Source organism: Gracilibacillus marinus (assembly GCF_042651725.1).
Classification (GTDB): domain Bacteria; phylum Bacillota; class Bacilli; order Bacillales; family Amphibacillaceae; genus Gracilibacillus; species Gracilibacillus marinus.
The window spans coordinates 1,579,863-1,593,918 of sequence record NZ_JBHSDV010000001.1 but is presented as its reverse complement, the minus strand read 5'-3'; the positions used below and the strand labels follow the sequence as shown (position 1 = coordinate 1,593,918).

The following is a 14,056-nucleotide window of genomic DNA, read 5'->3' as shown; positions in this document are numbered from 1 at the left end:
TAAAGGTGAATCTAAATGAAGCTTGCTAAAACATTCGCATATATAAAAAAAGACTTAATTGAAATGGAATCCGTTCTAGAAGATACGATAAAATCAGAAAACGATACATTACATCATGCATCACTGCAATTGTTAAAAGCTGGTGGTAAAAGACTTAGACCTATATTTGTATTGTTAGCTTCTATGTTTGGGGAAACTGACAAACAACAAATTAAGAAAGTTGCTAGTGCATTGGAACTTATTCATATGGCATCTCTTGTTCATGATGATGTGATCGATGATTCTAATGTGAGGCGAGGAGCTCCTACTGTTAAAGCTAATTGGGATAATCAAATAGCTATGTTGACAGGGGATTATATCTTTGCAAAAGCATTAGATCAATTTACTGATATTGATGAGCCAAGAGCACACCAGTTATTAGCAAAAACGATGATGGAACTAACTTTAGGAGAAATTGAACAAATAAAAGATAAATATAATGTAGACCAACACTTACGATTATATTTACGACGTATCAGACGAAAAACAGCATTACTTATTTCATCTAGTTGCCAAATTGGAGCAATTGTATCGAATACCACAGCAGATGTTGAAAGAACACTATTTAAGTATGGATATTACATAGGCATGTCTTATCAAATAATTGATGACATTCTTGATTTTACAGGTACAGAAAAAGAGCTAGGAAAACCTGCTGGTAGTGATTTAATTCAAGGTAATGTCACGCTTCCAGTGTTATATGCAATGGAAGACGTAGAATTCAAACAACAACTAAAAATAGTGTTTGAACAGAGAGACTCATTGAGTAAACAATCTTACTATCCTATCATTGAATACATTAAACAGTCCAATGCTATTGATCGTGCGAGAGACTTAAGTGATGCATATTTAAAAAAGGCATACAATTCGTTAGGAAATTTACCAGATAACAAGGCAAAAAAGGCATTAGAAGAAATAGCAAATTATATCGGCAAACGAAAAATTTAACTATGGTGAGGTGCTAAGAAATGGAACGAACTTTTTTAATGGTTAAACCAGATGCAGTGCAAAGAAATCTAATTGGAGATATAGTACATCGCTTTGAACAAAAAGGATTTAAGCTAATTGGTGCTAAATTCATGTTAATTTCTAATGAGTTAGCCGAAAAGCATTACGCAGAACATATTGGGAAACCATTTTTTAATGACTTAGTTTCATTTATCACATCAGGCCCTGTTTTTGCAATGGTGTGGGAAGGTGACAATATTATCTCAACTGCCAGAAAAATGATGGGCAAAACAAATCCACGTGAGGCAGACATTGGCACAATTAGAGGAGATTATGGTATTGTTACACATCGCAATATTATTCACGGTTCAGACTCAATTGAGAGCGCACAAAGAGAAATTTCATTATTTTTTAAAGACTCAGAGTTAATCAAGTATAAAAAAGACATAAATCAATGGCTTTCCTAGCATGATAGACAAAGGGAGTAAGAGAGATGGAAGACTACCAAGACTTTGTAAAAAATATATATAAGAAAACAGGATTAGATTTAAGTTTGTACAAAGAAGTCCAAATGAAAAGAAGATTGACTTCTTTGAGAAACAAAAGAGGTTATGACAACTTTAATGATTATTTTCTCGCTATTAACACGGAACAAAGATTACTTCAAGAATTTTTAGATAAAGTCACCATCAATGTTTCCGAGTTTTTTCGTAATCCTAGTCGATGGAAAGTACTTGAAGAGAATATATTACCTAAATTAAAAGCACGTAAGAAAAGTATTAAAATTTGGAGTGCAGCATGTTCAACAGGGGAAGAACCATACACTTTAGCAATGATAGCAAACCAATATTGGAACATTGATAATATAGAAATTTTAGCTACAGATATTGATTTGAATGTGTTAGCTCGAGCGAAACAAGGTGTATATAATGATAGAGCTGTACAAGATGTACCAGAAGATCGGAAAGAAAAATATTTATTAAAAGATGAAAATACATATAAAGTGGATGATCGCTTAAAGAAATGTATTACATTCAAACAACATAATTTGCTTGCTGATAAATATCCGTCAGATGTCGATTTAATCGTCTGTAGAAATGTATTAATTTATTTCACAGAACAAGCGAAGGAACAAATTTACCATAACTTTAGTCAAGCATTAAATGATAAAGGAATATTCTTTGTTGGTAGTACAGAACAAATCTTCCATCCTGAGAAATATAACTTTCAAGTAATCGATACATTTTTCTATCAAAAAAACTGAATTATCTTATAATTTTGTGGAATCACTACTTACTTTTTTTTATTGCTATGATATAGTATTAAAAAAATACTTATTAGGGGGATACATATGCGTTATTTAACTGCTGGAGAGTCACATGGAAAACAACAGACTACTATTATAGAAGGATTACCTTCAAATATGCCAATCACTCAAGAGGACATCAATGAGTCATTATTGCGTCGTCAAAAAGGGCATGGTAGAGGAAAAAGAATGCAAATAGAGAAAGACTTGGTTGATATTGTTGGTGGGGTTCGACACGGCTATACATTAGGTTCACCAATTGCATTAGTAGTTCGTAATGATGATTTTAAACATTGGACAGATGTAATGGGAGAAGATCCTGTAGCAGAAGATGAAAATATCAGAAGGGTTGTTACAAGACCACGCCCTGGACATGCTGATTTAAATGGTGCAATAAAGTATGGTCATAGAGACATGCGAAATATATTGGAACGATCTTCAGCAAGAGAAACTACTGCTAGAGTAGCAGCAGGTGCAGTTGCAAAAACATTACTTAAACATTTAGGTATTGAAATTGTAGGCTATGTGAAGGAAATTGCAGGAATAAAAGCAGTAGATAGAGAGGATTTATCTATAAAGGATCGAATTGAAATTTCTGAAGCTAGTCCTGTTCGTTCTCTTGATGAAGAAGCTGGAAAACAGATGATGGATGCAATCGATAAAGCGAAAAAAGATGGCGATTCAATCGGTGGGGTATGTGAAGTATACGTAGAAGGTATGCCAGCAGGTATTGGATCATATGTACACTATGATCGCAAATTAGATGGACGTATAGCGGGAGCAGTGCAAAGTATTAATGCATTTAAGGGTGTCGAATTTGGTATCGGATTTGAAGCAGCTCGAAAAAATGGTAGTGAAGTCCATGATGAAATACTATGGTCAGAAGAAAAAGGCTACTATAGAAGAACAAACAGATTAGGCGGATTTGAGGGTGGTATGACATCAGGTATGCCTATAGTGGTAAAAGGTGTCATGAAACCAATTCCTACACTTTATAAACCACTTCAAAGTGTAGATATTGAAACAAAAGAGACTTTTAATGCAAGTATTGAGAGATCGGATTCTTGTGCAGTTCCAGCAGCGGCCGTTGTCATGGAACATGTTGTTGCATTTGAGATTGCTAAAGCTATATTAGAACAATTCCCGAATGATCAGTTCCCTAAGTTGAAAAAGGCAATTGATCAATACCGCGACGAGATTCGAGGATTTTAATATGCATAAGCAAACAATCAAAACTAGTACAAATGAATATGATGTAATAATCGGTAAGGATTTACTATCTAATTTAGAAAGTTATCTGCCTCATAACTATACGAATATTTTGATTGTAACAGATGAGACTGTTAGCAAATTATATTTAAATACTGTAAAAGAAGCTCTTCATCATAAAAATAATATCGGTATATCTGTAGTACCATCTGGTGAAGCAACAAAAAGTATGGAATATTTTTATCAACTTCAAACAGCTGCTATTGAAAATCATTTAGACAGGAAATCATTAATTATTGCATTAGGTGGAGGAATGATTGGTGATTTGGCGGGATTTGTTGCAGCAACTTTTATGCGTGGAATAGATTTTGTACAAATTCCAACAACGATTTTAGCTCATGATAGTAGTGTCGGTGGTAAAGTAGCTATCAATCATCCAAAGGGTAAGAACCTTATAGGTAATTTTTATCCACCTGTTGCAGTTATCTACGATGTTACAACATTACATTCATTACCTGATAGAGAGATTCGATCAGGTTATGCTGAAGTAATTAAACACGGCCTAATTAGTGATACTACTTTTTTTAAAGATGTAGTGAATACAGATTTAACTATTCCACTTAATTCGGATATAACTGTAGAGCATTTACGAAAAGGTATTGCTGTGAAAGCAAAGGTTGTAGAAGAAGATGAGAAAGAAAAAAACATACGCAAATTTTTAAACTTTGGCCATACATTAGGCCACGCTATAGAATCAGAGCTGGGTTACGGTGAAATAACTCATGGGGAAGCCGTTGCAATTGGCATGTTATTTGCACTTAGAGTGAGTGAAGGTATATTTGATCAGTCGTTACCGTATGAAAAATTGTTTGAATGGATGCAGCATAATCATTATCCATTATCAATTAAATGGCCTACTATTGACAATTTAATTGATAAAATGAAATTAGACAAGAAATCTGAGAATGCGGTCGTTCAAATGGTACTTCTGACTGAAGTTGGAAAACCTGCTGTTCAAAATATTGATGATGCGACCCTTCGTACCTATTTAGAAAAATTTATAAGAGAGTTGGGATGAACTTGATTAGGGGAATACGAGGAGCTACAACAGTTATAAATAATGAAGAATCAGAAATCATACAAGAAACGAAAGTAATGATAGAAAAAATGGCGAATAAGAATAGTGTACAGCCAGAAGATATTGCTTCTGTATTCATTTCAGTTACCCCAGATTTAAATGCTACATTTCCCGCAAAAGCATTACGATTAATCGAAGGTTGGAAATATGTACCTGTAATGTGTATGCCTGAAATTGATGTACCTAATAGTTTATCGCGATGTATTCGAGTAATGATGACAGTTAATACAACGATAGAACAACAAAAAGTGGAACATATTTATCTAAATGATGCAGTTAAACTAAGACCTGATTTACAATCGGGTGTAAAAAGTAATTAATTATAGAAAGTAGGGAAACATTGTATGCAAGTAAAAGAAGTATTTAATCAAATGTCCCCATATACACCTGGTAAACAAATTGAAGAAGTAAAAAAAGAATATGGTTTAACAAAAATTGTTAAATTAGCATCAAATGAAAATCCATTTGGATATTCCAATAAAGTAAAAGAAAAAATTACAGAAACATTAGACTCTTTGGAGATTTATCCGGATGGCTATGCGACGGCACTACGTGAAGTACTTGCAGAGAAATTACAAGTGAGTGAAGAACAATTAACATTTGGTTGTGGATCAGATGAAATTGTAGATATTATTTGTCGGACTTATTTAGAAAAAGGGTCAAATACCGTTATGGCAACACCAACATTTCCACAATATAAACATAATGCTCTCATTCAAGGTGCTGAGATTATAGAAGTACCATTAGTGGATGGCTATCATGATCTAAATGGAATGTTGCAACAAATAAATGATAATACAAGAGTTGTTTGGCTATGTTCTCCAAATAATCCTACTGGATGTTTAATTGGAAAAGAGAAGTTAGTTGACTTTTTAAATGAAGTTCCTGAAAATGTCCTCGTTGTTTTAGATGAAGCTTATTATGAATATATCTCTAAAGATATCAATCCAAATAGTGTACAATTATTAAATCAATATGCAAATTTAATCATTTTACGTACTTTCTCTAAAGCATATGGATTAGCTAATTTACGTATTGGATATGGTATTTCATCTGTTGAAATATCAACATACTTGAATATTACAAGAGGTCCTTTTAATACAACATCTATCTCTCAATATGCAGCATTAACAGCACTAAACGATCAAGAGTTTCTTGACAATGCATACAATCAAAATATAGAGAACAAAGTTGAATTTGTTGAGTATTGTAAGGAATTAGGTCTTCATACGTATGATTCAGAAGCGAATTTTGTTTTTGTTCAATTACCTACAAGTGGAGATGAGTTATTTCAGTTCCTTTTAGAAAGAGGATTTATAGTCCGTTCTGGAGAAGCGCTAGGACACCCGAATGGCGTAAGAATTACAATAGGCTCCAAAGAACAAATGAATGAATTACAAAACTTAATTAAAACTTTTTTGCAAAGTATAAAAGAAGGGGTTTAAAAGTTGAAACAATCTGTATTAATAGCGGGTCTCGGACTAATAGGAGGCTCGCTTGCTTTAAATATTAGAGATTTTGAAGATATTACGATACTTGGGTATGATACCAATAAGAGTACTTTAGACTATAGTAAAATGAATGGAATTATTGATGAAGCATATACAGATTTTGAAGAAGCAGTGAAATTAGCTGATATTTGTATTTTAGCTGCTCCTGTATCCATTACTGTAGATTTAATACATAGACTTAATACCATTCCTTTAACAAAAGAATTATTGTTAACGGATGTTGGATCAGTAAAGACATTGATTATGAATGCAGCAAGTAAATTAAATTCGGGGAAAATTAGTTTTATCGGGGGCCACCCGATGGCTGGATCTCATAAAAAAGGTATTCAAGCAGCAAAGAAACAATTGTTTGAAAATGCAATCTATGTATTATCACCAACTGAGAATAGTACAGAGGACCAGTTAGCTACATTAAAAAAATTGCTAGCACCAACTAAATGCACATTTCTCATATTAGATTCTGAAGAGCATGATGAAATGACAAGTGTGATTTCTCATTTTCCACATTTAATTGCATCCTCGCTTGTACACCAAGCAAAAAATTGGCAAAAAAAGCATCCTTTTATACCGAAATTAGCTGCAGGTGGCTTTAGAGATATTACTCGTATTGCTTCAAGTAATCCTTCAATGTGGAGAGATATCTTTTTCCAAAATAAAGATAAGATGAGTGTTCTTTTAGAAGACTGGATAACAGAGATGCAACAACTTAAACAACTTATCGATTCAGGAGAAAAAACAAAAATTGAAACATATTTGACACAAGCAAAAGATTACCGCGATGGTCTTGATCGTAAAGAAAAAGGTGCTATTTTATCTTTTTATGATATTTATGTTGATATTTTTGACCAGCCAGGTGCAATATTAAAAGTAATAGAGTTATTAGCTCAATTTAATATTAGTATTAAAAATATTGAGATATTAGAGATTCGTGAGGGTATTACTGGAGTTTTACGAATCAGTTTACAAGATAAGAATGATCAACAATTGAGTCATGCTGTTTTAACAAAACATAATTATGAAACGGTAATAGAAGAATAAGGGGGTTTTTGATCGATGAAAGTTTTAACATATCCAAGTGGTAAATTAAGTGGGGTTATCTCAGTACCTGGTGATAAATCTATTTCGCATCGAGCCATTATGTTTGCTTCCTTGGCATCAGGTACAACAAAAGTAACCAATTTCTTAGCTGGCGAGGATTGCTTATCAACAATTGATGCTTTTAAAGCAATGGGTGTAGAAATTACACGCAATAATGATTCTGTACAAATTAAGTCAAATGGAGTAAATGGATTAAAAGAACCGCTTGAACCAATTAATCTTGGTAATTCAGGTACGACAGCAAGATTACTTATGGGGATTTTGTCTGCATTGCCATTTCACTTTACTTTGTTCGGTGATGCTTCGTTAACGAAACGCCCAATGGATAGAATTACAAATCCGTTAAAAAAGATGGGAGCAATCATTGATGGAAGAGAAGATGGTAAGTATCTTCCAATTGCAATACGTGGTACAAATTTAAAACCAATTGATTATCACACGCCAATGAAAAGTGCACAAGTAAAATCAGGAGTTTTACTAGCTGGTCTGTTGACAGATGGTGTTACGACGGTGACAGAAGATACAAAGACAAGAGATCATACGGAAAATATGTTAAAAGCGTTTGGCGCAAAAATTAATGTAGACGGAACGAAAATAAGTATCGATGGAAACCATCCTTTACATGCATGTGATATAGAGGTGCCTGGAGATATTTCTTCTGCTGCATTCTTTTTAGTAGCAGCAACAATTATCGAAGGTAGTGAAATCACAATAAAGGATGTAGGGTTAAATCCGACTAGATCTGGTATTATTGATGTGTTGCAGTTAATGGGAGCAAATATTCGTGTAGAAGAAAATCGTCAAGTTGGTGGAGAATTAATTGGTGATATTGTCGTAAAATCATCAAATATTCAAAGTGCAGTAATCGAAGGAGATATTATTCCTCGAATTATTGACGAAATACCGATTATAGCATTAATGGCTACACAAGCAGAAGGTACGACAATTATTAAAGATGCAGAAGAGTTACGTTTCAAAGAGACTGATCGAATTGATTCTGTTGTTTCAACATTATCTGCATTAGGTGCTTCAATTGAAGCGACAGCTGATGGTATGATTATTAAAGGAAAGACAAAACTGCACGGAAACATCACAAAATCGTTCGGAGATCATCGTATTGGAATGATGATTGCTATTGCTTCATTATTAACAGACGAAAAAGTCGAATTAGAAGACGAAGCATGTATTGCGGTAAGTTATCCGACATTTTTTAATGATTTAGATAGGTTAATTAGTAATTAATCCAAAGAAGTTGGGACAAAAGTATTCTAACTTTACAAAAATCCAAACGATTCGAAAGCTATTTATCGAATTGTTTGGATTTTGTGCGTATTAGCAGATTAATCTATGTTTGAGTGTTATGAGAAGAACAATAGTTATGACCTAGCTTCTTTACATCTATTATCAAAAATATAAATACGTTTTTTATAAAAAAGTTCATTAATGAGGAAAGTTAGAATAGTTGCTTATACGATAGAAGTTCGGTAAGATGTAGAATGATTATGAGCGAACGATACGATACAGTTATGTTAAATAAGCTAGTTGGAGGGATGAATAATTATGGATAATATAGAAGTTGCGATAAATTATATATATGATGGTGAAATGGAGAAAGCCCTACATTTATTAGAGAAATTAGAAAAAAACAAAAATATTAATACAAAGCTTGATATAGCTCAATTATACTTGGAATTGGGTATTGAAGATCGAGCAAGCGAGCTACTTAAAGAAATAATTAATAAGGAACCTTCACATAATGAAGCAAAATTGATGTTGGCAGATATATTAGTTAATGATAATGAGGATGAAAAAGCAATTTCTATACTAAATGAAATAGAGCCACATGACGAATTATATATTCATGCATTATTACAACTAGCTGATTTATATCAAGCACAGGGATTATTTGAAGTGGCGGAAAAAAAATTATATGATGCAAAACAACTTCGTTCAGATGAACCGTTAATCGACTTTGCATTAGGTGAATTTTTCTTTTCTGTAGGAGAATATCACAAGTCAACAATATACTTTGAAAAGCTGTTAGAGCATACACATGAAATAGCAGGTGTGGATATAGATTTACGTTTAGCAGAAAGTTATGCATTAAATGGAGAATTTGAAGAGGCATTAACTTATTTTCAAAATTCAGATACAAATGACCCAGAACAATTATTTCGATATGGCTTCCTAGCGTATCAAGCAGAGCGTTATGAAATTGCTATTGAGGTATGGAAGCAATTATTAGAAAATGAAATGGAATTTCCGTCAGTTTATCAGTATTTAACAATTTCTTATGATCAAGAAGGCCTTCTTGCAGAAGCTGTCACTACTGCAAGAAAAGGTGTAGAGATGGATCCATACAATAAAGAAATGTGGTATATTGCGGGTAAGATTCTCCATAAAAATAGTGAACAAAATGTAGCGTATGAGTATATGGAAAAAGCAATTGCACTCGATTCAGAATACTACGAAGCGCTTTTATTCTTAATTGAATGTTATAAAAATGACCAAAATTATAGTAGTCTTATTGAATTATTAACAACAAAAGTAGAAATTAATGAGTTAGACGGAATTTTTACTTGGGAATTAGCCAAAGCATATAATGAAGAAGAACAATATAATGAGTCATTAAATGCCTATCAAAATGCATACAATAAATTAAATAAAGATGTTGATTTTTTACAAGACTATGGTTATTTTCTTGTTGAGGAGGGGAAAATACAATCTGCTATACAAATATTAGAAGAATATTTACAATATGAACCATCTGATTTTGAAGTGGAACAATATGTGAATAGACTAAAAGAACAAATCGATACTCTCTAAATAAATGAAGGAGAGGAGCATGGAGTTGGAAACCTCGATAAAAGTAGAAGATAAAAAAACATTTATTAATTGGTTTCTTGGAAATTATCAGTTAAAGAAAAGAGAAAGTGTATGGATTCTCAATTATTTGATGAATCATGATGAGGTTTTAGCTCACGTACATTTCGTACTTGAAGCTAGATTTTGTCCCCGAGCAATGATTATTTCCACACATTGCTCGAAGGATATTGCATTTCGTTTTTATAAAAAACATATCGTGACAACAGATGCGGATAAGTCTTTTCACGATTTACGGCTACATAATAATGAGCCCATTTATATTCAATTAAACTTCAAGAATGCGAAGCGTAGTTTAGAGTATATGAAGGTACTCGAAGATAACCCTTTTATACCTGACGATTATTTTCTATCGTCAAAAGATAAAGAGCATGTAGATGAATGGCTGAATTACTCCATCTATCATTTTAAAAAGCAAGAGATTTTAAATCAAATAAATAATGCATTAGACAATCGAGACGAAGTATTATTTAAAAAGTACACAGAAAAATTATCAAAACTAGAAAAAACATATAAAAACAAGTATAATAAATAATTATAACTATTCGAATTTCATTGTAATATGGAATTCGAATTTTCTATGTGAAAGTATTGAATCATTCTGTTCATTAATAAGGGGGTGAATAAATGAAATGGCAAGCAAGTGATCTCTCTACATATTTTCAATCAAAAGAATATATTGATACATTGTGTATTCCTTTAATTCCAGTAAGTATCTCAAATGAAAGCGATTCGATAAGATTGGCGAACTATAAAAGAACGTTAGATATTTTATCGAATGAATTAGAAAGACATTTTACTGGTAGAATCATGTTAAGTCCAACATATTCCTATCAAGCAAAATCAGATATTAACATGGAAAAGAAACGCTTGAATGAATGGATAAAAGAGATGTCTAATGATTCCTTCTCACATGTTTTTTTTATAACATTTGATGTGTTGTGGAAAAAAGAAGAGAAAGAATTAGATGGTACATTGATATGGATACCAGCTAATAGAATAGATGACTATCAATCAGATGAAACAAAAAGATGGATCAATCAACAAACAGAGCAAATAAGTGAATTAATCCGTTCTTTTTGGTAATAATTTGATATACTATCTTAAAAATAGTTGTAATTCATAATTTAGCCTAGATTTTATTGACCATTACATAAGTTTGCGCTATCATAGTAATGTCCTAGTAAAATAAGAGATTATAATCCATGAAGTCGGAATATGTGTAGAGGGGGGTAAATAATGTCAGAAAAGAAACAACAAGTTTCCCGTCGCCAATTTTTAAACTATACATTAACAGGTGTAGGGGGATTCATGGCTGCGAGTATGCTTGCTCCAATGGTAAGGTTTGCAATAGATCCAGTGTTAAAAGCTTCTACTAGCGGAGAGATGCAACCAGTAGTGGATGTTTCCGAAATTACTACTGATCCTCAGCGTTTTGAGTGGACAGTGAAACAAGTAGATGCATGGTATACTTCAGATGTTACGCACAGTGCGTGGGTCTACAAAAATGAAAAAGATGAAATTATACCATTATCTCCAATTTGTAAACATTTAGGTTGTACGGTGAATTGGGCAGGAAATGAAAGTTATCCAGATCAGTTCTTCTGTCCTTGTCATGATGGACGATACTTTAAAGATGGAAAGAATGTACCAGATACACCACCAAACGCTCCATTAGATTTATATGAGTTTGAAGTGAAAGATGGTACATTATATCTTGGAAAACCAGTTCCAAGAGAGGGGGTTTAATGAATGCTACAAAAAATGTACGATTGGATAGATGAGCGTGTAGATATTACACCGCTTTGGCGTGATATTGCTGATCATGAAGTACCTGAGCATGTAAACCCTGCACATCATTTTTCCGCTTTTGTTTATTGTTTTGGTGGATTAACGTTCTTCGTAACGGTTATTCAAATATTATCAGGAATGTTTTTAACAATGTATTATGTCCCTGATATTGAGAATGCATGGAGATCTGTTTATTATTTGCAAACACAAGTACAAGCAGGTCAAATTGTGAGAGGGATGCACCACTGGGGAGCTAGTGTAGTTATCGTAATGCTATTTTTACATACGTTAAGAGTATTTTTCCAAGGTGCTTATAAGAAACCACGTGAGTTAAACTGGATGGTTGGTGTACTTATCTTTTTTGTAATGCTAGCATTAGGTTTAACAGGTTATTTACTCCCATGGGATAACAAAGCGTATTTCGCAACCGTTGTTACTCTGCAAATAGCTGAACAAGTTCCATTTATTGGTGAGATGGCCAAGACTTTGTTAAATGGAGATCCTTCAATTGTTGGTGCACAAACATTAGCACGTTTCTTTGCTATCCATGTTTTCTTCTTACCAGCAGCATTGTTTGTGTTAATGGCGGTTCACTTTATTATGATTCGAAAGCAAGGGATTTCAGGCCCACTATAAAAATGAGCTAAAAAGGAGGGAATGTGGTGAAAAGAGGAAAAGGGATGAAGTTTGTTGGCGATTCCCGTGTTACTGCTGACAAACAAAAATTTATACCTAAAGATTATTCAGAATACCCTGGAAGAACAGAACCTTTTTGGCCTAACTTTTTATTAAAAGAATGGCTTGTTGGTGCAGTCTTTCTTGTTGGATTCTTATGTTTAACTGTAGCACATCCGGCACCGTTAGAAAAAATTGCCGATCCAACAGATACAGCTTATTTACCATTACCAGACTGGTATTTCTTATTTTTATATCAATTATTAAAATACAAATTTGCAAGTGGGTCATTTTTTGTTCTAGGTGCTATCGTTATTCCAGGCCTTGCATTTGGTGCTTTGTTCTTAGCACCATTTTTAGACAAAGGCAAAGAACGACGTCCACACAAAAGACCTATTGCAACATCGTTAATGCTACTTAGCTTTATCGCTGTATTTTGGTTAACGTATGAAGCTGCATCCCATGTAAACTGGGAAGAAAAAGCGGCAAATAACAAACCTGAATGGCCGAGTGAAGTAGAAATTGATACATCTCATCCAGGCTATGCAGCATATGAGAATAGTTGTTTGCAGTGTCATGGCGGTGAATTGGAAGGTGGACCTGCAGCACCAACATTAATTGGTGTAGAATATACTGCTGAAGAAATTATGGATATAGCGGTAAATGGTATTAATAGTATGCCTGCAGATCAATTCCAAGGAACAGAAGAAGAACTTCAACAATTAGCTGAATTTATCGTAACGGTAAATGAAGAAAATTAACAGGAGACCCTCGTCAATTATGGACGAGGGTTTTTAATTAGATTTTATTGCAGTAAGGGGACTTGTAGATGGGCAGATTCTTTTTTAATTATAAAATAATGGTTATGTTATTTATTGTGAATGTTGTCGGAACTTTATACGGGTATTATTGGTATATACCTCAACTAAAAGAAACTCCGGTGTATTTTTTGTTATTCGTACCTGATAGTCCAACAGCAAGTTTGTTTTTTAGTATCTTTCTATTTGCCTACTTAACTGGAAAAAAATATCCGATAGTAGAAGCGTTAGCCTTTTTAAGTTTACTAAAATACGGTGTATGGGCAATCATCATGAATGTAATGACTCTTATTGTAAATGGTACATTAGATATTACGGGGTATATGTTAATGTTCTCTCATGGTGCAATGGCCGTACAAGCATTTATTTATTCACCATTATATAACATTAAGTTATCCCATTTATTCATCGCATCTGTCATTTTATTACATAATGAAATAATTGACTATGTATATGGAATGATGCCTGTGTATCATAGTTTATCTAAATATTCAGACCATATCGGTTATCTTACGTTTTGGTTAAGCATCCTTTGTATCATTACGGTATACTTTGTATCCGTAAGAAAAGAAGTCCAATCATATGAACTAGTTAAATGAAAGTAAATGTGCAATGATTTAAATAACTGTCATATTGATCC

16 protein-coding genes are annotated in these 14,056 nt (G+C 33.2%); all 16 read left to right on the top strand.

What is annotated here, in order from left to right:
- Positions 1 to 15: 15 nt before the first annotated feature.
- A complete protein-coding gene (gene hepT / locus ACFOZ1_RS07525) occupies positions 16 to 987 on the top strand; it encodes a heptaprenyl diphosphate synthase component II (protein ID WP_390197825.1) in 972 nt (323 codons plus the stop codon).
- Positions 988 to 1,007: 20 nt separating this feature from the next.
- Complete coding sequence (gene ndk / locus ACFOZ1_RS07520; protein WP_390197822.1) at positions 1,008 to 1,454, top strand: nucleoside-diphosphate kinase; 447 nt, start codon at positions 1,008 to 1,010, stop codon at positions 1,452 to 1,454.
- A gap of 26 nt (positions 1,455 to 1,480) precedes the next feature.
- Positions 1,481 to 2,251, top strand: a complete 771-nt coding sequence (locus ACFOZ1_RS07515; RefSeq protein ID WP_390197820.1) for a CheR family methyltransferase — start codon at positions 1,481 to 1,483, stop codon at positions 2,249 to 2,251.
- Between the two features lie 87 nt (positions 2,252 to 2,338).
- The gene (gene aroC / locus ACFOZ1_RS07510; RefSeq protein ID WP_390197817.1) at positions 2,339 to 3,505 is read left to right on the top strand and encodes a chorismate synthase; all 1,167 of its coding nucleotides are present in this window, start codon (positions 2,339 to 2,341) and stop codon (positions 3,503 to 3,505) included.
- A gap of 1 nt (position 3,506) precedes the next feature.
- Positions 3,507 to 4,580, top strand: a complete 1,074-nt coding sequence (gene aroB, locus ACFOZ1_RS07505; RefSeq protein ID WP_390197814.1) for a 3-dehydroquinate synthase — start codon at positions 3,507 to 3,509, stop codon at positions 4,578 to 4,580.
- Positions 4,581 to 4,582: 2 nt separating this feature from the next.
- Positions 4,583 to 4,960, top strand: coding sequence for a chorismate mutase (gene aroH, locus ACFOZ1_RS07500; protein ID WP_390198114.1), 378 nt, complete (start codon positions 4,583 to 4,585; stop codon positions 4,958 to 4,960).
- A gap of 24 nt (positions 4,961 to 4,984) precedes the next feature.
- On the top strand, positions 4,985 to 6,085 hold the full coding sequence (gene hisC, locus ACFOZ1_RS07495) for a histidinol-phosphate transaminase (protein WP_390197811.1): 1,101 nt from the start codon (positions 4,985 to 4,987) through the stop codon (positions 6,083 to 6,085).
- A 3-nt stretch (positions 6,086 to 6,088) separates the two neighbouring features.
- Positions 6,089 to 7,189 (top strand): prephenate dehydrogenase, encoded by a 1,101-nt coding sequence (locus tag ACFOZ1_RS07490; protein WP_390197808.1) that lies wholly within the window; start codon positions 6,089 to 6,091, stop codon positions 7,187 to 7,189.
- Positions 7,190 to 7,204: 15 nt separating this feature from the next.
- Complete coding sequence (gene aroA / locus ACFOZ1_RS07485; protein ID WP_390197805.1) at positions 7,205 to 8,491, top strand: 3-phosphoshikimate 1-carboxyvinyltransferase; 1,287 nt, start codon at positions 7,205 to 7,207, stop codon at positions 8,489 to 8,491.
- Between the two features lie 318 nt (positions 8,492 to 8,809).
- A complete protein-coding gene (locus ACFOZ1_RS07480; RefSeq protein WP_390197802.1) occupies positions 8,810 to 10,075 on the top strand; it encodes a tetratricopeptide repeat protein in 1,266 nt (421 codons plus the stop codon).
- Positions 10,076 to 10,094: 19 nt separating this feature from the next.
- Positions 10,095 to 10,667: a ReoY family proteolytic degradation factor gene (locus ACFOZ1_RS07475; RefSeq protein WP_390197799.1), complete on the top strand. Its 573-nt coding sequence runs from the start codon at positions 10,095 to 10,097 to the stop codon at positions 10,665 to 10,667.
- A 92-nt stretch (positions 10,668 to 10,759) separates the two neighbouring features.
- Positions 10,760 to 11,218, top strand: coding sequence for a DUF2487 family protein (locus ACFOZ1_RS07470; RefSeq protein WP_390197797.1), 459 nt, complete (start codon positions 10,760 to 10,762; stop codon positions 11,216 to 11,218).
- A gap of 153 nt (positions 11,219 to 11,371) precedes the next feature.
- The gene (locus ACFOZ1_RS07465; RefSeq protein WP_390197795.1) at positions 11,372 to 11,881 is read left to right on the top strand and encodes a QcrA and Rieske domain-containing protein; all 510 of its coding nucleotides are present in this window, start codon (positions 11,372 to 11,374) and stop codon (positions 11,879 to 11,881) included.
- 3 nt (positions 11,882 to 11,884) lie between these two features.
- Complete coding sequence (gene qcrB / locus ACFOZ1_RS07460; RefSeq protein WP_390197792.1) at positions 11,885 to 12,559, top strand: menaquinol-cytochrome c reductase cytochrome b subunit; 675 nt, start codon at positions 11,885 to 11,887, stop codon at positions 12,557 to 12,559.
- Positions 12,560 to 12,585: 26 nt separating this feature from the next.
- Positions 12,586 to 13,359: a menaquinol-cytochrome c reductase cytochrome b/c subunit gene (locus tag ACFOZ1_RS07455; protein ID WP_390197790.1), complete on the top strand. Its 774-nt coding sequence runs from the start codon at positions 12,586 to 12,588 to the stop codon at positions 13,357 to 13,359.
- A 68-nt stretch (positions 13,360 to 13,427) separates the two neighbouring features.
- Complete coding sequence (lhaT, locus tag ACFOZ1_RS07450) at positions 13,428 to 14,015, top strand: lipoprotein heptaprenylglyceryl N-acetyltransferase LhaT (RefSeq protein ID WP_390197787.1); 588 nt, start codon at positions 13,428 to 13,430, stop codon at positions 14,013 to 14,015.
- Positions 14,016 to 14,056: the final 41 nt, after the last annotated feature.

What these genes read in the sequence shown, in the direction of transcription:
- aroC (WP_390197817.1), top strand. Translation starts at nt 2,339, where the DNA reads ATGCGTTATTTAACTGCTGGAGAGTCACATGGAAAACAACAGACTACT.
- ACFOZ1_RS07475 (WP_390197799.1), top strand. Translation starts at nt 10,095, where the DNA reads ATGGAGTTGGAAACCTCGATAAAAGTAGAAGATAAAAAAACATTTATT.
- ACFOZ1_RS07470 (WP_390197797.1), top strand. Translation starts at nt 10,760, where the DNA reads ATGAAATGGCAAGCAAGTGATCTCTCTACATATTTTCAATCAAAAGAA.
- aroB (WP_390197814.1), top strand. Translation starts at nt 3,507, where the DNA reads ATGCATAAGCAAACAATCAAAACTAGTACAAATGAATATGATGTAATA.
- ndk (WP_390197822.1), top strand. Translation starts at nt 1,008, where the DNA reads ATGGAACGAACTTTTTTAATGGTTAAACCAGATGCAGTGCAAAGAAAT.
- aroA (WP_390197805.1), top strand. Translation starts at nt 7,205, where the DNA reads ATGAAAGTTTTAACATATCCAAGTGGTAAATTAAGTGGGGTTATCTCA.
- qcrB (WP_390197792.1), top strand. Translation starts at nt 11,885, where the DNA reads ATGCTACAAAAAATGTACGATTGGATAGATGAGCGTGTAGATATTACA.
- ACFOZ1_RS07515 (WP_390197820.1), top strand. Translation starts at nt 1,481, where the DNA reads ATGGAAGACTACCAAGACTTTGTAAAAAATATATATAAGAAAACAGGA.
- ACFOZ1_RS07465 (WP_390197795.1), top strand. Translation starts at nt 11,372, where the DNA reads ATGTCAGAAAAGAAACAACAAGTTTCCCGTCGCCAATTTTTAAACTAT.
- hepT (WP_390197825.1), top strand. Translation starts at nt 16, where the DNA reads ATGAAGCTTGCTAAAACATTCGCATATATAAAAAAAGACTTAATTGAA.
- ACFOZ1_RS07480 (WP_390197802.1), top strand. Translation starts at nt 8,810, where the DNA reads ATGGATAATATAGAAGTTGCGATAAATTATATATATGATGGTGAAATG.
- lhaT (WP_390197787.1), top strand. Translation starts at nt 13,428, where the DNA reads ATGGGCAGATTCTTTTTTAATTATAAAATAATGGTTATGTTATTTATT.
- hisC (WP_390197811.1), top strand. Translation starts at nt 4,985, where the DNA reads ATGCAAGTAAAAGAAGTATTTAATCAAATGTCCCCATATACACCTGGT.